The sequence below is a fragment of the Isoptericola hypogeus genome, from assembly GCF_039531145.1.
GTDB classification, from domain to species: Bacteria; Actinomycetota; Actinomycetes; order Actinomycetales; family Cellulomonadaceae; genus Isoptericola; species Isoptericola hypogeus.
This window is the reverse complement of the sequence record NZ_BAAAPM010000001.1, coordinates 1-18094: the sequence shown is the minus strand read 5'-3', so window position 1 is coordinate 18094 and position 18094 is coordinate 1. Positions and strand designations below refer to the sequence as shown.

16 protein-coding genes and 1 pseudogene are annotated in these 18094 nt (G+C 73.9%); 13 read left to right on the top strand and 4 right to left on the bottom strand.

All coding sequences use genetic code 11. The annotated features are described in order from the left end of the window. The 3 genes from ABD254_RS00085 to ABD254_RS00075 form a co-directional block, all read left to right on the top strand. A partial coding sequence (locus ABD254_RS00085) for an Rne/Rng family ribonuclease (RefSeq protein ID WP_344244408.1) occupies positions 1–1923 on the top strand: 1923 nt, incomplete at its 5' end. 82 nt (positions 1924–2005) lie between these two features. Then, entirely contained in the window at positions 2006–2587 is a 582-nt protein-coding gene (locus ABD254_RS00080) for a thymidine kinase (protein ID WP_344244406.1), read from the top strand. Positions 2588–2705: 118 nt separating this feature from the next. After that, complete coding sequence (locus ABD254_RS00075) at positions 2706–4703, top strand: glycoside hydrolase family 3 protein (RefSeq protein WP_344244404.1); 1998 nt, start codon at positions 2706–2708, stop codon at positions 4701–4703. 10 nt (positions 4704–4713) lie between these two features. Here the strand turns inward: ABD254_RS00075 and ABD254_RS00070 are convergent, their stop codons facing one another. The 4 genes from ABD254_RS00070 to ABD254_RS00055 form a co-directional block, all read right to left on the bottom strand. Next, complete coding sequence (locus tag ABD254_RS00070; protein WP_344244402.1) at positions 4714–5811, bottom strand: fatty acid desaturase family protein; 1098 nt, start codon at positions 5809–5811, stop codon at positions 4714–4716. A gap of 102 nt (positions 5812–5913) precedes the next feature. After that, on the bottom strand, positions 5914–6708 hold the full coding sequence (locus ABD254_RS00065) for an inositol monophosphatase family protein (RefSeq protein ID WP_344244400.1): 795 nt from the start codon (positions 6706–6708) through the stop codon (positions 5914–5916). A 236-nt stretch (positions 6709–6944) separates the two neighbouring features. Beyond that, positions 6945–8741: an HNH endonuclease signature motif containing protein gene (locus ABD254_RS00060; RefSeq protein WP_344244398.1), complete on the bottom strand. Its 1797-nt coding sequence runs from the start codon at positions 8739–8741 to the stop codon at positions 6945–6947. A 380-nt stretch (positions 8742–9121) separates the two neighbouring features. Next, positions 9122–9727 (bottom strand): protein-L-isoaspartate O-methyltransferase family protein, encoded by a 606-nt coding sequence (locus ABD254_RS00055; protein WP_344244397.1) that lies wholly within the window; start codon positions 9725–9727, stop codon positions 9122–9124. Positions 9728–9825: 98 nt separating this feature from the next. Here ABD254_RS00055 and ABD254_RS00050 point away from each other — a divergent pair, with 98 nt between their 5' ends. From ABD254_RS00050 to ABD254_RS00005, 10 genes and pseudogenes are all read left to right on the top strand, one after another. Then, entirely contained in the window at positions 9826–10035 is a 210-nt protein-coding gene (locus ABD254_RS00050) for a dodecin family protein (protein WP_344244395.1), read from the top strand. A gap of 228 nt (positions 10036–10263) precedes the next feature. Beyond that, complete coding sequence (rplU, locus tag ABD254_RS00045; RefSeq protein ID WP_344244575.1) at positions 10264–10572, top strand: 50S ribosomal protein L21; 309 nt, start codon at positions 10264–10266, stop codon at positions 10570–10572. 73 nt (positions 10573–10645) lie between these two features. Continuing rightward, positions 10646–10903: a 50S ribosomal protein L27 gene (rpmA, locus tag ABD254_RS00040; RefSeq protein ID WP_079574743.1), complete on the top strand. Its 258-nt coding sequence runs from the start codon at positions 10646–10648 to the stop codon at positions 10901–10903. A gap of 92 nt (positions 10904–10995) precedes the next feature. After that, complete coding sequence (gene obgE / locus ABD254_RS00035; RefSeq protein WP_344244390.1) at positions 10996–12513, top strand: GTPase ObgE; 1518 nt, start codon at positions 10996–10998, stop codon at positions 12511–12513. A 21-nt stretch (positions 12514–12534) separates the two neighbouring features. Continuing rightward, positions 12535–13689: a glutamate 5-kinase gene (gene proB, locus ABD254_RS00030; protein ID WP_344244388.1), complete on the top strand. Its 1155-nt coding sequence runs from the start codon at positions 12535–12537 to the stop codon at positions 13687–13689. 70 nt (positions 13690–13759) lie between these two features. Next, a complete protein-coding gene (locus ABD254_RS00025; protein WP_344244386.1) occupies positions 13760–15268 on the top strand; it encodes an alpha/beta hydrolase family protein in 1509 nt (502 codons plus the stop codon). A gap of 73 nt (positions 15269–15341) precedes the next feature. Further along, entirely contained in the window at positions 15342–16682 is a 1341-nt protein-coding gene (locus tag ABD254_RS00020; protein WP_344244385.1) for a glutamate-5-semialdehyde dehydrogenase, read from the top strand. A gap of 63 nt (positions 16683–16745) precedes the next feature. Beyond that, complete coding sequence (locus tag ABD254_RS00015; protein ID WP_344244383.1) at positions 16746–16898, top strand: hypothetical protein; 153 nt, start codon at positions 16746–16748, stop codon at positions 16896–16898. A gap of 19 nt (positions 16899–16917) precedes the next feature. Continuing rightward, complete coding sequence (nadD, locus tag ABD254_RS00010) at positions 16918–17547, top strand: nicotinate-nucleotide adenylyltransferase (RefSeq protein WP_344244380.1); 630 nt, start codon at positions 16918–16920, stop codon at positions 17545–17547. Beyond that, positions 17540–18094, top strand: a pseudogene (locus ABD254_RS00005) (hypothetical protein); the annotation flags it as partial. The gene nadD and the pseudogene ABD254_RS00005, both read left to right, overlap by 8 nt.

Below are 18094 nucleotides of genomic sequence, written 5' to 3'. Positions count from 1 at the left end.
CGCCGCGGTGGCCGCCGGGACGAGGACGGCGCGCACGACGACGAGTCCGAGGACGTCGAGGACGTCGAGCCCGAGGATCAGGCCGGCGACGTCGCGGAGGCTGAGGGCGAGCCCGAGGACGCCTCGGGCGAGGACGACCAGACCGGCGAGTCCGAGTCGTCGGGCCGCCGTCGGCGCCGCCGCCGTCGGGGTACCCGTGCCGAGCGCGCCGAGCGCGCGGAGGCGACGACGACCCGCGGGCGCGGGGACGAGGTCACCGCGCTCAAGGGCTCGACGCGGCTCGAGGCCAAGCGCCAGCGCCGCCGAGAGGGCCGCGACGCCGGTCGGCGTCGCCAGATCATCACCGAGGCCGAGTTCCTCGCGCGCCGCGAGTCGGTCTCGCGGTCGATGGTCGTGCGGGAGGACGACGGCCGCACGCAGATCGCCGTCCTCGAGGACGGCGTGCTGACGGAGCACTACGTCTCGCAGCAGTCGCAGGCGTCGATGGTGGGCAACGTCTACCTCGGCCGCGTGCAGAACGTGCTGCCCAGCATGGAGGCGGCCTTCGTCGACGTCGGCAAGGGCCGCAACGCCGTGCTGTACGCGGGCGAGGTCAACTGGGACGCCGCCGGGATCGAGGGGCAGCCGCGCCGGATCGAGGAGGCGCTGAAGTCGGGCGACTCGGTGCTGGTCCAGGTCACGAAGGACCCGATCGGCCACAAGGGTGCCCGCCTGACCTCGCAGGTCACGCTCGCGGGCCGCTACCTGGTGTTCGTCCCGGGCGGCGGCATGACCGGCATCAGCCGCAAGCTGCCGGACACCGAGCGCAGCCGGCTCAAGAAGATCCTGCGCGAGGTCGTGCCCGACGGCGCGGGCGTCATCGTGCGCACCGCCGCCGAGGGTGCCAGCGAGGACGAGCTGCGCGCCGACGTCGAGCGCCTGCAGTCCCAGTGGTCCGCGATCACCGCGAAGGCCGAGAAGTCGTCGACCTCCGCGCCCGCGCTGCTGCAGGGCGAGCCGGACATGGCGATCCGCGTCGTGCGCGACATCTTCAACGACGACTTCTCGTCCCTGCAGGTCCAGGGCACCAGCGCGTGGGAGGAGATCTCCCGGTACGTCGAGGAGCTCGCCCCCGACCTGCGTGAGCGGGTGTCGAAGTGGACCGAGACCACGGACGTCTTCGCGGTGCACCGCGTCGACGAGCAGCTCGCCAAGGGCATGGACCGCAAGGTCTGGCTGCCGTCGGGCGGGTCGCTCGTCATCGACCGCACCGAGGCCATGACCGTCATCGACGTCAACACCGGCAAGTTCACCGGCGCCGGCGGCACCCTCGAGGAGACGGTCACCCGCAACAACCTGGAGGCGGCCGAGGAGATCGTCCGCCAGCTCCGGCTGCGGGACATCGGCGGCATCATCGTCATCGACTTCATCGACATGGTGCTCGAGTCGAACCGCGACCTGGTGCTGCGCCGCCTCGTCGAGTGCCTGGGCCGCGACCGCACCAAGCACCAGGTGGCCGAGGTGACCTCGCTCGGCCTGGTGCAGATGACGCGCAAGCGCGTCGGGCAGGGCCTCGTGGAGGCGTTCTCCTCCACCTGCGAGCACTGCAAGGGCCGCGGCTTCATCGTGCACGACCACCCGATCGAGAAGGGTGGCGCGTCGCAGCCCTCGTCGGAGGATGGCGGCGACGGCGGTGCGAAGCGCTCGCGGCGCAAGCGCGGCGGCGCCAAGCAGGGCGACGAGCCCGCGGCGGACGTCGTCCACGCCGACGTCCCGAAGCTCCCGGACGACAAGTCGGAGGCGCGCGAGGCCGTCAAGGCCACGCTCGCGACGATCGCGGCCGCGGCCGCGCACGCGCACGACATCAAGGAGGACGGCGCGGCCCCGACGACGGAGCCCGCCGACTCCTCCGAGCAGCCTGCGGAGCCCGCCGAGAGCGACTGAGCACGGTGCACCCACGGCCGCGTCCGACCCCTCCGGTCGGGCGCGGCCGTCGTCGTCGGCGGCCGGTGGTTGACTGGCCGGCATGGCCATCGACCACGCACCACAGCGCACCGGCCGGCTCGAGGTGGTCGCCGGGCCGATGTTCGCGGGCAAGACGGAGGAGCTCGTCCGGCGCGTGCACCGGGCGCGGATCGCCCGGCGCGCGGTGGTCGTCGTCGCGCACGAGCTCGACACCCGCAGCGGGCCCGGCCGGGTCGCGTCGCACTCGGGGCTCGAGGTCGCGTCGGCGACGGCGGCGGCCGCGGGGGAGATCCCCGCGCTGGTCGCGCCCGGCACAGAGCTCCTCGCCGTCGACGAGGCGCAGTTCTTCGGCCCGGAGCTGGTCGAGGTCGCGGTCGGCCTGGCGGACGCGGGCCTCGTGGTCGTCGTCGCGGGGCTGGCCGTCACCTTCGACGGCCGGCCGTTCTCGCCCCTGCCGGAGCTCATGGCCGTCGCGGAGTCGGTCACCAAGCTGACCGCGGTCTGCACCGTCTGCGGCCGCGACGCCGCCTACCACGTGCGGCTGGACGACGACGGCGCGGGCGACGCCTTGACCCCCGTGGCCGGGCATGTCGGCGGCACGGAGTCCTACCAGGCGCGCTGTCGGGCGCACCGCTCGACCTGACGGATCCGCGCCGCGCCGCCGTCCGTGACACCTGTTGACGTCCGGCGCGCCGTCCGCGAAAGTTATTGCCACGCCGGCGAGGGCCGGTGGGATCGGCTACGCGACGCAAGGGAGCATCGTGAGCAGAGGGACATGGCGTGGGCTGGCGGCCGCGGTCGGGGCGGGCGGGATCGTGCTGGCCACGCTCTCCGCGCCGGCCGCCGGTGCCGGGAACGACACCAACGACGTCGAGGCGATCATCGACGGGATGACCCTCGAGGAGAAGGTCGGGCAGATGTTCGTCCCGTACATGTACGGCTCGACCATCGACGAGGCGGACCCGCGTAACGTCCCGGCCGCCGGCGTGCCCAGCATCGGAGCGATGATCGACGAGTTCCACCCGGGCGGGATCATCTACTTCGGCTGGTCGAACAACCTCAGGTCTCCGGAGCAGGTCGCCCAGCTGTCCAACGACATCCAGGCCCGTGCCTTGAGCGGTGGCGGCGGCGTCCCCATGACGACGTCCATCGACCAGGAGGAGGGCGTCGTCGTGCGCCTTCCCCAGCCCTCCGCCCAGCTGCCCGGCGCGATGGCGCTGGGCGCCACCCGCGACGCCGGTCACGCCCGCGACGCCGGGCGCATCACAGCCGAGAAGCTCGCCTCCGTCGGCGTGAACCAGGACTACTCGCCCATCGTGGACGTCAACTCCAACGCCCTGAACCCTGTGATCGGCGTACGTGCCTTCGGGGGTGACACCGGCCTCGTCGCCGATCTGGGTGTCGCTCAGCTCCGGGGCTTCCAGGACGACGGCGGGATCTCCGCGTCCGTCAAGCACTTCCCGGGCCACGGGGACACCGCCGTCGACTCGCACTACGGCGTCCCGCTGATCGACAAGTCGGAGGCCGAGTTCCGCGCCGAGGACCTGCCGCCCTTCCAGGCCGCCATCGACGCCGGGGCCGACTCGATCATGACCGCGCACATCGTCGTGCCCGCCCTCGACCCCTCGGGCCGACCGGCGACCTTCTCCCGCCCCATCCTCACCGAGCTGTTGCGTGAGGAGATGGGCTTCGACGGTGTGGTCGTCACCGACTCGCTCAGCATGCAGGGCGCCCGCGAGGAGTTCGGTGACGACCGCGTGCCGGTCGAGGCCATCCTCGCCGGGGCGGACCAGATGCTCATGCCGCCGAACCTGCGGGTCGCCTACGACGGCGTCATCGCCGCCGTGGCCGACGGTGAGATCACCGTGGAACGGATCGACGACTCGGTGCGGCGGATCCTGGAGATGAAGGAGAAGCGGGGAGTCCTCGACGACCCCCTGGTCGACCTGACCGCGGTGCCCGACGTCCTGGCTACTCCGGAGCACGACGCCACCGCCACCGAGATCGCCGACGACAGCATCACCCTGCTGAGCAACGACGGCGGTCTGCTCCCGCTGGGCGACGGAGCCGACGTCTTCCTCACCGGCTGGGGTGGCAGCGCTCGGCTCGACACCATGGCCGACGAGCTCACCGTCCACGGGGCCGACGTCACCGTCCAGCCCGCGGCCGACCCCACGGCCGCGCAGGTCGAGGCAGCGGTCGCCGCGTCGGCCGGGCACGACGTCGTCGTCGTCCTCACCCAGTCCGCCGGGTTCGCGCCCAGCGCGGCACAGCAGGCGCTGGTGACCGGGTTGGCGGGGACGGACGTCCCGGTCGTGCAGGTCGCGGTCCGGAACCCGTACGACGTGGCCAGCACGGCCGAGACCGCGGCGGCCATCGCCGCGTACGGCTACGCCGACGTCTCCCTGGAAGCGACGGCGCGCGTGCTCATGGGCCAGGTCAACCCGGTGGGCCGGCTTCCCGTCGCGATCCCCGACGGCGCCGACACCCTGTTCCCGCTCGGGTACGGGCTGCACTATCCCGTGACGCCGGAGCCGCCGGTCTTCGTCGACCGCGTCGGCCGCGGCCAGGACACCTACGAGATCCCCGAGGTGCAGGGGGTGGACTACCTCGTGCGGGACCGCGTCGTCGCCCCCGGGACCCACCGGAGCAACAGGGACGTCACCATCACGGCCGTGGCGCAGGAGGGCTACGAGCTCGCGGACGGAGCGGCCACTACGTGGGAGTCCGACTTCACCGCCGGCCGGCCATCGCGATGAGCGGCAGCGCTCAGTAGCCCCGGAGGCTCTTGCGCATCGGGCAGTCGAACGGGTCTCGCGCCGAGAGGCCGACCTCGTTGAGGTAGCGCACGACGATCGCGTACGACCGGACCAGGCTCGTCTCGGTGTACGGCATCCCGAGCGCGGCGCAGTGCTCGCGCACCATGAGGCGGGCGCGGGCCAGGTGCGGCCGCGGCATGCTCGGGAACAGGTGGTGCTCGATCTGGTGGTTGAGGCCGCCCATGAGCACGTTCATCCATGCCCCGCCGCGGATGTTGCGCGAGGTCAGGACCTGCTTGGACAGGAAGTCGAGGCGGCTGCCCTCGGGGATCATCGCCATGCCCTTGTGGTTGGGCGCGAACGAGGCCCCCATGTAGACGCCGAACACGGCGAGCTGCACGCCGAGGAACGCGAACGCCATCCCGAGGGGGAGCGCCCAGAACACCACGCCCACGTAGAGCGAGAGGCGGGTGGCGATCGTGGCGAGCTCGCGCATGCGGGCGGCGCGGTCGTCCCGCGAGCCCTTCAGCAGCGACCGGAACGCCGTCACGTGCAGGTTGAGTCCCTCGAGCGTGAGCAGCGGGAAGAAGAGCCAGCCCTGGTAGCGGGTCAGCAGTGCGAGCAGGCCGCGGTGCTCCTTGGCGCCGTCCTCGGTGAACACGATGACGTCGTTCGCGACGTCGGGGTCCTTGCCGACATGGTTCGGGTTGGCGTGGTGCCGCGTGTGCTTCGTCATCCACCACGAGTAGCTGATGCCGACGACGGCGTTCGCGAGGATCCGACCGGCGCGGTCGTTCGCGGGCCCGGACGCGAAGATCTGGCGGTGCGCCGCCTCGTGGGCCAGGAACGCGAGCTGAGTGAAGATCACGCCCAGCGCCCCTGCCACGAGCAGCTGGAACCACGAGTCGCCGAGGAGCACGAAGCCCGTGACCGCGCCGCCGAGCGCCAGGACCAGTGCCACGCCGACCGCCAGGTAATAGCCGTACGCCCGCCGCAGCAGGCCGGCCTCGCGCACGGTGCGCGACAGCGCGCTGTACGAGCTGGTGTGGGGCGCAGCCGCGATCCGGCCGGCGGGTGTGCGGTCGTCGACGACGGTGGCTGTGGTCATGCGGGCCTCGCAGAGGTCGAGGTCGGCTTCCCAGCCGTGGATGTGAGCAGTCGCTCGATCGCGCGGATGCCCCGAGCCTACGGTGGCGTAGGTTGGTCGCGGCTAGGGGGCTGTCCCCCCGACCTGGCCGATCAGGCCGAGGAGTCGCCGGGCCGTCGGGGCGTCCGCGGCCGCGACGATCCCGCGCCCACCGTGGACCGGCCCGCCGTCCAGGTCGGTGACGACGCAGCCAGCCGCCTCGCACAGCGCGACACCCGGCAGGAAGTGGACGCTGCCGGCGACGTCGGCGCCCGTGACGTATGCGGCCTGCCGCCCGGCCGCGACCCAGGCGAGCGCGAGCGTCGAGGACGCCACCCGGACCGCGAACGACGCCCGGACGTCGGCGTCGGCCACGAGCGCCGCGCCGACAGCGCCGTTGTCGACGTCGACGTTGAGGAGGCGGCTGTCCACCGAGGGGGCGAGGTCGGTGTCGGCGTCCTCGTCGGGGGCATGGCGCCGGGCGCGGGAGCCGTCGGTCCAGAGCACCTCGCCGGTCAGCGGGTCGGCGACGACGGCGGCGGCGACACGCTCCGTGCCCCCGACGCGCTCGGTCAGGGCGACGTTCACACCGAACGGCGGGACGCCGGCGGCGAAGTTGAGCGTGCCGCACAGCGGGTCGACGTACCACCGCCGAGCCGCCTCCCCGCCGGACGCGCCGAGCTCCTCGCCGACGACCGCGTCTGCCGGCCGGGCCGCCGTGAGGACGTCGCGGATCGCGCGCTCGGCCGCGAGGTCGGTGTCGGTCGCGAAGTCCAGGGCGGCCTTGACGAGGCGCTTCACCGGACGCCGGTACGCGGCCCGGACGACCTCCGCGCCGGCGCGCGCTGCAGTCAGGGCCACCTCGAGGTCTGTCGTCACGGGGCCGATCTTGTCAGGACCTGCGCGGATGCGAGCGCGCCGTCCGACTTCGGACCGAGGGAATTTATCCTCAGTCCTCGGGTCGCGGTCGGCTCGGGCGCGCGGCGCGCCGACCGGGCGCTGGGGTCGGTCTCGGCTGTCAGCGCACCTGTGCCGGTCCGGGAGGCCGTAAGTCGTCGTCGGTCCGACCGGCAGCTCGCTGTGGACGCCTCGCTGCGGTCGCCTCGCTGTGGTGCCTAGTACGGCGGTTCGTCGTCGTGTTCGCCCGTGCCCGTGCCCGTGCCCGTGCCTGTGCCCGTGCGGCGTGCTGCGGGTTCCGTGCCGAGCTCCGCTGGCGGGTCGACCGGGTGCGGCGCCGCCTCGCGCACGAGGCCCCGGGCCTCGGCGGCCCAGTGGTCGAGCTGGTCGAGGGTGTGGTCGGCGGTGCCGGGGGTGGTGAGGTAAGTCCGCCCGCGGGGTGAGGTCCAGGCCAGGACGCCGGCGTCGAGCTGTTCGACATTCCACCGGGACTCGTGCTTCAGGGTGTGATGTCTGCGGCACAGATGCGCCAGATTCTGCGCGTCGGTGGGGCCGCCGTCGACCCACGCGGTCGTGTGGTCGACGTCGCAGCGCGTGGCGGGGATGCGGCAGCCGGGGAACCGGCAGGTGACGTCGCGCAGGGTGAGGAAGGCGCGCAGGTCGGCGGGGACGACGTAGCTACGCCGGTCGACCGTGAGCATGGCCCCGGTGACGGGGTCGGTCAGCACGCGTCGCAGCGTCGGGGCGTGGGCGGCGAGCTGTCTGGCGGTCTCCGGGTCGAGGGGGATGGCGCCGTCCAGGGTCGCGGAGTCCTCGCTGGTGCCGGTCAGGGTGGTGATCGGCACGGTCACGTGCACGACGGGGCGCACGCTGCGCGCGAGCGTGGCCAGCGGGTCCGGTGGCGCGCACGAGGGCGTGTTGTCCGGCAGCCCGGAGGTCAGCGCGTCCTTCGAGGAGTCGGGGATCGGCGACGTGGTCGGTGCGGTGTTCTCGCCGGATTGCATCCCGCCCGGTGACGGCGTTTGCGCCGCGCCCGGCGGCGACGGTGGTGTCGCGCCCGCCGTACCCAGGGGTCCCGTGCCCGGTGGCGCCCCGGATGCTGCGCCTGGTGAGGTGTCCGGTGAGCTGCCCGCCGTCGACTGTGCCTCCACGCGAGCGGCATTGGCCGCCGCGGCGCCTGCAGAGTCGTCGTCGGCGCACTCGCCGATGTCGGCGCGCTCGAATGTGTCGGCGGCGTGTTGCGAAGCACTTGCCTCGGTGCTGCCGGTGCTGCCGCCTGTGTCGTCGAGCAGGAGCGCGGTCAGGGTGGCGGCGCGTAGTTGCCCGATGCCGCGGGGGTCGCCGCCGGTCTTGGCGCGGGCGGCGGTGCGGGTGAGGCGGTCGTGCACGGCGTGCGCGACGGGTGCGGGCAGGTGCGCGGTGAGCCAGGACATGCCGTCCTTGCCGTCGTCGACCCACACGTCGGCCTTCAGCTTGGCGGCCTCGTGCCGGACCTCGGCGGGCACGGGGTGCAGCAGGTCGCGGGCCGCGCGGGCCAGGGCGCCGAACTTCGCCGCGGTCACCTCCGGGGCGCGGTGCAGCACGACCGCTTCGATCTCGGCCACGGCGTGGGCGGGCAGGTCGGCCACGGCCTCGACCAGGACGGCCGCGTGCCGGTAGCTGATCCTCCCGGTGCACAATGCGTCGAGGGTGGCTCTGGCGTGCCGGGTCAGGACCTGCGCGTCGGACAGCAGGGTGGAGGCCGAGGCTTCGCCGATCCCCAGCGCGCACGCGACCTCTGCCGCCAACGCCCGGTGAGCGACACAAGAACGCCGTACCGCCGGCGCGGACGCCACCCGCGGGACGTCGAGGTCGAGCATCGTCTCCGGGGCGGCCTCGGTCGCGGCGAGTACCTCGGCCAGCGCCACGGTGCGGCGTCCCAAGGCGGCGTTCGCGGCCGTCTGCTCGTCCGCTGCCCGGCCCAGCGCAGCATCCAGCACCAGTTGTGCTGCTGCGGTGCCCGGCGTCCGTGCCATGCGACAAGTCAACCAGCAGCCACCGACATTTAGTCGAACGGGAGTTCGAATCGGGACGCCGCGCGAGACGAGGGCGGGCGAGACGTGGCCGACGAGACGTCGCGGGCAAGAAGTGGCCGACGAGAAGTGGCCGACGAGAAGTGGCCGACGAGAAGTGGCCGACGAGACGTGGCCGACGAGACGGGGGCGGGCGAGACACGGCCGACGAGAAACACGGCTGACAATCACGCCGCGCGGGCTGGCGCCGACAGAGGCCCTCAGTCCTCGACGAGGGGCACGAACGAGAAGGTCTCGTGAGCGCTGACGCGGGCGGCGCCGTCGCCGTCCCGCTCGACCACGCACTCGGTGCGGAGCCGACGCTGACACGACCGCTCCATCCCTCAGTCCTCGACGAGCGGCACGAACGAGTAGGTCCCGTGCGCGCTGACGCGGACGGCGCCGTCGCCGTCCCGCTCGACGAGCGTCATCTCGTGCCGCACCGGGACGACCATGCGCCCGCCCGCGGCGAGCTGGTCGACGAGGGCGTCGGGCAGGTGCTCGGCCGCGGCCGAGACGAGCACCCGGTCCCAGCCGTCCGGACGCGGGGCGCCGAGCACACCCGGGACGGCCGGGACCTCCCGTGCCCACGGCATCGCGGCACGACGCACGTTGGCTGCGCCCCACGCGGCGAGGTCGGCGTGCCGTTCGACGCCGAGCACCTCGCCTGACGGGCCGACCAGGCGCGCGAGGAGCGCCGTGGTCCAGCCGGAGCCGGCGCCGACGTCGAGCACCGATGCCCCGGCCGGGACTCGCAGCAGGCGCAGCATCGCCGCCACCGTCGAGGGCTGGGACGAGGTCTGTCCGTGCCCGATCTCGAGCGGGCGGTCCTCGTGCGCCCAGCGCAGGCGGCTGCGGGGCAGGAACCCGCGCCGGTCGACGACCTGCAGCGCAGCAGTGACGGCGTCGTCGACGCCGCCGGATCCCGTGGGCAGGTGGGAGCCGCTCATCCCTCCATCCTGACGCCGACGCGCGAGCGTCACCGTGCGGGACGACGATCGAACCACGGCCGGCGACCGGCGCCGGCCCCGGGGCACCGGAGGGCACGATGGCAGGCACGGTCGCACGCGTCACGGAGATCACCGCACGGTCGGACACGAGCTTCGAGGACGCGATCCAGGTCGGCCTGGCCCGCGCGAGCTCGACGGTCCGCAACATCACGGGCGCCTGGGTCAAGGAGCAGAAGGTCGAGCTGTCGGACGGCGCCGTCGTGGCGTGGCAGGTCGACATGCAGGTGACGTTCGTCCTCGAGGACTGAGGGCGGCCGAGCGTCCCGGGCGGTGGGCGACGTCACGCTCCCCGCCGGACGGGAACGTTTGAACGAGATGCCGGCGTCGCGTAGAGTTGGACGTCGGCGCGCCCTCGGTGCGCCAGTCCCGTGTGCCCAGGACGCACCGCACTCGACCGCCGCGGCGGGCCGAGTTGCAGACCAAGTCGGTGACGAACGTCGTGCGGCACGCCCAGACCAGCAGAGATGAGCATCAACGTGGTGTACGCGATCGTCATGGCCGGTGGCCGTCAGGAGAAGGTGTCCGTCGGGGACATCGTCGTCATGAACCGGGTCAAGGCTCAGGCCGGCGACACCGTCGAGCTGCCCGCGCTGCTCCTGGTCGACGGGGAGAAGGTGACCACCGACGCCGCGAAGCTCGCGAAGGTCAAGGTCACCGCCGAGGTCGTGCGGGACGCCAAGGGTCCCAAGATCACGATCCTCAAGTACAAGAACAAGACCGGTTACCGCAAGCGCCAGGGTCACCGTCAGCAGCTGACCCGCCTCAAGGTCACCGGTATCAAGTGACTTCCTCGCGGTGACTCGGACGTCGCCGCGCAGGCCCCCACTTCTCGTTCTTCGCAGAAAGCAGGACTGACAGATGGCACACAAGAAGGGCGCGAGCTCCTCGCGCAACGGTCGTGACTCGAACTCCCAGCGGCTCGGCGTCAAGCGCTACGGCGGCCAGGTCGTCAAGGCCGGCGAGATCATCGTCCGCCAGCGCGGCACGCACTTCCACCCCGGCGAGAACGTCGGCCGTGGCGGCGACGACACGCTGTTCGCGCTGACCGCCGGTTCGGTCGCCTTCGCGACGCGTCGCGGCCGCAAGGTCATCGACATCGTCGCGGCCGAGGTCTGAGCCTCGTCCCGAACTCCCGCGAGAGGGGCGCACCGGTGCGGTGCGCCCCTCTCGCGCGTCTTTCCCCCGTGCAGTGCTGAGAGGATCCGACCATGGCAAGCTTCGTCGATCGCGTGGTGCTGCACGCCTCAGGTGGTGACGGCGGGCACGGCGTCGCGTCCATCCGCCGCGAGAAGTTCAAGCCGCTCGCCGGCCCCGACGGCGGCAACGGAGGCGACGGCGGCACGGTGAAGCTCGTCGTCGACCCGCAGACGACCACGCTGCTCGAGTACCACCACTCGCCGCACCGGCACGCCACCAACGGCACGCAGGGGATGGGCGACGACCGCGACGGCGCCAAGGGCGAGGACCTGGTGCTGCGGGTCCCGGACGGCACGGTCGTGAAGGACCCCGCGGGCACGGTCCTCGCCGACCTGGTCGGCGCCGGGTCGGAGTACGTGGTGGCGCACGGCGGCCGCGGCGGGCTCGGCAACCGCGCCCTGGCGTCCCCGAAGCGCAAGGCCCCCGGCTTCGCGCTGCTCGGCGAGCCGGGCGAGGAGGCCGACGTCGTCCTCGAGCTGAAGACGATCGCCGACGTCGCGCTGGTGGGCTACCCCAGCGCGGGGAAGTCGTCGCTGGTCGCCGCGATCTCCGCGGCCCGCCCGAAGATCGCCGACTACCCGTTCACGACCCTCGTGCCGAACCTTGGCGTCGTCCAGGCCGGCGACTCGCGGTTCACCGTCGCGGACGTGCCCGGCCTCATCCCCGGTGCCAGCGAGGGCAAGGGCCTCGGGCTGGAGTTCCTGCGCCACATCGAGCGCACCGCCGTCATCGTGCACGTGCTCGACTGCGCCACGCTCGAGCCCGGGCGCGACCCTGCCAGCGACCTCGAGACCATCGAGGCCGAGCTCGCGGCGTACGCGGGGGACCTCAGCATCTCCGGCGGCCGGGTGCCGATCACCGAGCGTCCGCACCTCGTCGTGCTCAACAAGATCGACGTGCCCGAGGCGCGCGAGCTCGCCGAGCTGGTGCGCCCCGACCTCGAGGCCCGCGGCCTGCGGGTCTTCGAGGTCTCGACCGCCAGCCACGAGGGCCTGCGCCCGCTCACCTTCGCCCTCGCCGAGCTCGTGGAGCGGGCCCGGGCCGCGGCCCCGGCGCCCGAGCCCGAGCGCATCGTGCTGCGCCCGAGGGCGGTCGACGACGCCGGGTTCACCGTGACGGCGAAGCGCGACCACGAGGGCACCTTCTACGAGGTGCGCGGCTCCAAGCCCGAGCGCTGGGTGCGCCAGACCGACTTCAACAACGACGAGGCCGTCGGGTTCCTCGCGGACCGGCTCGCGAAGCTGGGTGTCGAGGACCGGCTCTTCAAGGCCGGCGCGGTCGCGGGCGACGAGGTGCGGATCGGCGACCCGCGCAACGCCGTCGTCTTCGACTGGGAGCCGACCCTGACCACGGGGCCCGAGCTCCTCGGCACGCGTGGCACCGACCTCCGACTGGACGAGAGCGACCGGCCCACCCGTGCCGCGAAACGTCGCGAGTACACCGAGCGCATGGACGCCAAGAGCGAGGCGCGCCGCGAGCTGTGGACCGAGCGCGAGTCCGGGCACTGGACCGACCCCGACGACCAGTAGCGGTCGCGGGATGATGGGCGGGTGAACGCCGCCACCTCCCGCTCCAGCCTCCCCGGCGCGCAGCGCGTCGTCGTCAAGATCGGGTCGTCGTCGCTCACCGGGCCGGACGGGCACCTGGACCTCGGGGCCCTGCGCGGCCTGGTGGACGTGCTCGCCGAGCGGGTCGCCGCCGGCGGGCAGGTCGTGCTGGTCACGTCCGGCGCGATCTCCGCGGGCATCGGGCCGCTGGGCCTGACGACGCGGCCCCGGGACCTCGCGACCATGCAGGCCGCCGCGATGATCGGGCAGAGCCAGCTGGTCGCGCGGTACACCGAGGCGTTCGCCGCCCACGGGCTGCGCGTCGGCCAGGTGCTGCTCACCGCCGAGGACACGGTGCGCCGCTGGCGTTATCGCAACGCCCAGCGGTCGCTCGACCGGCTGCTCGCCCTCGGCGTCGTCCCGGTCGTCAACGAGAACGACGCGGTGACGACGGACGAGCTGAAGTTCGGCGACAACGACCGGCTCGCCGCCCTCGTCTCGCACCTGGTGCGGGCCGACGCGCTGGTGCTCCTCACGGACGTGGACGGCCTGCACGACGCGCCCCCGTCGCGCCCCGGCGCCCGCCGGATCCCGTACGTCGCCGACCTCGCCGAGGTCGCGGGCGTAGAGGTCACGGCCCGCGGGAGCGCGCTCGGCACCGGGGGCATGGTCACCAAGCTGGAGTCGGTGCGGATCGCGACCGGCGCGGGCGTGCCCGCCGTGCTCACCAGCGCCGTGAACGCGCGCGCCGCGCTCGCCGGCGACGACGTCGGCACGTTCTTCGCGGTCACCGGCCGGCGCACCTCGGCGCGCCGGCTGTGGATCGCGCACGCTGCCGGGTCGCGCGGCCGTCTGCACCTCGACGCCGGGGCGGCGCGCGCCGTCCTCGGGGGCCGGGCGTCGCTGTTGCCCGCGGGCGTGACCCGGGTCGAGGGCACGTTCGACGCCGGCGACCCGGTCGAGCTCGTCGGCCCGGACGGCGCGGTCCTGGCGCGCGGGCTGGTCGCCTTCGACGCCGCGGAGCTGCCGCCGCTGCTCGGTCGGTCCACGTTCGACCTCCGCGCCGAGCTGGGGGAGGGCTACGACCGGGTGGTGGTGCACCGCGACGACCTCGTGCTCGAGGGCCCCACGGGCGCGGCGACCGCATCGCGGCGATGAGTCCGCGAGGCGATGCCGGTCGGTAGGGCGATGGCGCGCGTCCGGCGCGCCGGACCGTCAGGAGACCGTCATGCACCGTCCGCCGACCAGGCTCACCAGGACCGCGACCAGGACCACGACCAGGCTCGCGACGACGCTCACGGCGACGGCTGTCGTGGCCGCGACCCTCGTCGCCGCGCCCGCGGCCGCATCGTCCGTCGCGCCGTCCGTCGCATCGTCCGTCGCGCCGTCCCTCGCCGCGGCCGACGACGTCGTCGAGCACTCGGGCACCATCGAGGGCGCACGGTTCCGCGTCCTCGTGCCCGACGACTGGAACGGCACGCTGGTCCTGTTCAGCCACGGCCACTTCCCGTCGGAGTTCTTCGGCGGGTTCCCGGCACCGCACCTCCTCGGCAACCAGGAGCTCAGCGAGGAGATGCTCACCGACCACGGGTACGCCGTCGCGGGCTCGCTGTTCCAGGGCGACGGGCTCGACTTCACGGTGCCGCACGCGGTGGCCGACCAGTCGCGGGTCCTGGACTGGTTCGAGTCGAACGTGGCCGCTCCGGACCGGACGATCACGTACGGGCAGTCGATGGGCGCGGTCACCGCGGTCAAGCACGCCGAGGTGGAGCCGGACCGGATCGACGGCGTCCTCACCGTGGGCGGCGTCATGGACTGGGTGGGGCAGCTCGACGCGATCCTCGACATGAACCTCGCGACGCGCGAGCTCCTCACCGACGGCACCGACGCGCAGGGCAACCCGATCGAGCTGACCGGCGCCACCGACCCGCGGGCGAGCCGCGACGCGCTCGTGGCGGCGCTGACGGCGGCCGCCGAGACGCCTCAGGGACGCGCCCGCATCTCGCTCATCGCGTCCCTGAACACCGTGACCGGCTGGTACGAGATGAACGAGCCGCGGCCGGACACCCTCGAGGAGTGGGCGCGCGGCCAGGCGCAGTGGCTGATCGGCGCCTACACGCTGGGGCTCGGTCCGGCGGCGCGCGTCGACCTGGAGGCGACGCTCGGCGGCAACCCGAGCAGCACCGCCCTCGGCCATCTGCCGTCCCGCCTCGCCCGGTCGGGCGCGGGGCACGTCGTGCACGCGGCGTACGCCGAGGCTGGGCTCGACCTGCAGGCCGACCTCGCCACGCTGGAGGCGGCGGAGCCCGTCGAGGCCGACCCCGCCGCCCGCGCGGCGATGGTCGCCCACCGCCCCGAGGGCACGACGCCGTCCCCCGTGCTCACCCTGCACACGACCGGCGACGGCGGCGCCCCGCCGTCCGCCGAGCGGTCGTTCGCCGACCGGGTGCGCCAGGCCGGGCATCCGGAGCGGTTCCGCAGCCTGTACGTGCGGCGCGGGGCGCACCTGTCGGTGAGCCTCGGCGAGGAGCTCGTCGCGCTGCGCACCCTGGAGCGTCGGCTCGACGCCGGCCGGTGGCCGCTGACGACGTACAGCCCGTGGCTGGCGAACCGTGTCGCGGACGCCCTGGGGCCGCGGTACCGCGCCACGTTCGAGGTCGTCACGCTGCAGACGTTCGACCACGCGCCGGCCTTCACGCACTTCGTCCCGCCGCGCGCGCCGCGCCCGTCGTGGTGACCGACGCGCCCACCGGTGCCCACCAGGCGAAAGGGGGCTCCCGCGGCGCGCCGCCCGGTCGTACCCTCGGGGCATGACCACGACCCTCACCGAGGAGCACGCCGCGGGCGACGCCGCTGGTGACGACCGCGAGGGCGGCCACGCCGCCGACGCCGTCACCACCGCCGTGCACGACGTCGCGCGGCGCGCGCAGGTCGCGTCGCGCACGCTGGCCACGGCGAACCGGGCCACCAAGGACGCCGCGCTGCTCGCGCTCGCGGACGCCCTCGTCGCGGCCGCCGACGAGATCGTGACCGCCAACGGGCACGACGTCGAGCGCGGCAGGGCGGCGGGCCTGTCCGAGGGCCTCCTGGACCGGCTGTCGCTCGACGCCGGTCGCATCGGCGGCATCGCCGACGCGCTGCGCGAGCTCGCGGGACTGCCCGACCCCGTCGGGGAGGTGGTCCGCGGCCAGACCCTGCCCAATGGGCTGCGGCTGCGCCAGCTCCGCGTGCCGATGGGCGTGGTCGGGATGATCTACGAGGCCCGGCCGAACGTCACGGTCGACGCCGCCGGGCTCGCGCTGAAGTCCGGCAACGCGGTGATCCTGCGCGGCGGCAGCGCGGCGGCGTCGTCGAACGCCGTCATCGTGGACGTGCTGCGGCGCGGCCTCGAGGACCGCGAGCTGCCGGCCGACCTCGTGCAGACCATCGACGCGCACGGCCGTCCGGGCGGCGTCGCCCTCATGCGGGCGCGCGGCCTGGTCGACGTGCTCGTGCCGCGCGGCGGCGCCGACCTCATCCGCACCGTCGTCGAGTCCTCGACCGTGCCGGTCATCGAGACCGGCGTCGGCAACGTGCACGTCTACGTCGACTCCACCGCCGACGTGCCGGGCGCCGTCGAGATCGTCATGAACGCCAAGACGCAGCGCGTCGGGGTGTGCAACGCGGCCGAGACGCTGCTGGTGCACGCCGACGCCGCCGCCACCTTCCTCCCTCCGGCGCTGGCGGCCCTCGCGGGCGCGGGCGTGCTGCTGCACGGCGACGCGCGGACGGTGGCGCTCGCGCCGGAGAGCGTCGAGGTCGTGCCGGCGACGGACGAGGACTGGGCCACCGAGTACCTCGCGCTGGAGCTCGCCGTGCGGGTCGTCGACTCGCTCGACGACGCGATCGAGCACATCCGCACCTGGTCCTCCGGGCACACCGAGGCGATCCTCACCCGGGACCTCGCGGCGTCGGAGCGGTTCGTCGCGGAGGTCGACTCGGCCGCCGTGATGGTGAACGCGTCCACCCGGTTCACCGACGGCGGACAGCTCGGGCTCGGCGCCGAGATCGGGATCTCGACCCAGAAGCTGCACGCCCGCGGCCCCATGGGGCTGGCCGAGCTGACCACCACCAAGTGGGTCGTCACGGGGGACGGGCACGTGCGGCCCTGACTATCGCGCGTGAGAGACTTGCCCCCGTTCGCACCCGCCCGACCCGTCGCACAGGAGGAACCCGTGCTGCACACCGCCGTCCAGGTCGCCCAGGAGGCCGCCGAGCACTCCAACGAGGTGATCTCGCCGATCGTCCTCGGTCTCCTCGCCTTCGGCGGGCTGGTCGCCGCGCTGCTGGTGACCTACGCCTTCCGCAACGTCCACAACCGCCACTGACGGCCACCGTCCGGCCAGCGTGAGCCACGCGCCGTCGGGTCTCGAGCGCCCGCACCGCCGCCCGCGCCTGGGGGTGATGGGCGGCACGTTCGACCCGATCCACCACGGGCACCTCGTCGCGGCCTCCGAGGCGGCGGCGCTGCTCGACCTCGACGAGGTCGTCTTCGTCCCCACCGGCAAGCCGACGTTCAAGCAGCACCAGAGCGTCTCGGCCGCCGAGCACCGGTACCTGATGACGGTGATCGCCACCGCGTCCAACCCCCGCTTCACGGTGAGCCGGGTCGACATCGACCGGCCCGGTCTGACCTACACCGTGGACACGCTGCGCGACCTGCGCGACGCGCGGCCGGACGCCGACCTGTACTTCATCAGCGGCGCCGACGCGATCGAGCAGATCCTGACCTGGAAGGATGCCCCGCAGCTGTGGGAGATGGCACACTTCGTGGCTGTCACGCGGCCGGGGCACCAGCTCACGGTGGACGGCCTGCCGACGGACGGGGTGACCACGCTCGAGGTCCCTGCGCTCGCCATCTCGTCCAGCGACTGTCGTCGACGGGCGCAGGCAGGTCAGCCGGTGTGGTACCTGGTGCCGGACGGCGTGGTCCAGTACATCGCCAAGCACGGTCTGTATCGAGGTCTCGATGAGTGACAACAACCCGTCCCGCCCCCTGACGCGCCGCGAGATCCGCGAGCGCGAGCAGGCGGCGGCCGCCGCCCGACCGGGGCCGGACGCCGCGAGCGCGGCGCCGCGCCCCCCCGTCCCGTCCCCGGCGCCGGGTCCGTTCGGCACCCCGGGCGCACGGCCCGGGGCCTTCGAGGGCTACGGGTCCGACCGGCGTCCGACGTCGGGCGTCGCGCCCGCGCCGGCCGCGCACTTCCCGGGGGCGTCGTCCCCGGGCGGCGCACGGCCCGCCGCGCAACCGCCGTCGCGCCGGTCCCTGCGCGACCAGCCCCCGGCGCCGGGGTTCGGGACCGTGGCACCCGTCGTCCGTCCGCCGTCCGCCTCCGGCGGCGTCCGCGGGCTCGACGAGACCGGGCGGCTCACGCCCGTGCAGCGGACCTCCGAGCAGACCTCCGTGCGCAGCGCGGCGCCGCCCGCGCCTGCCGCGCCGCCCGCGCGGCGCCCGTCGGACGTCGGCGCCGCCCAGGCGCCGGTGTGGCGCTCGCAGCCCGCCGGGGGCGCCGCGCCGGCCGCG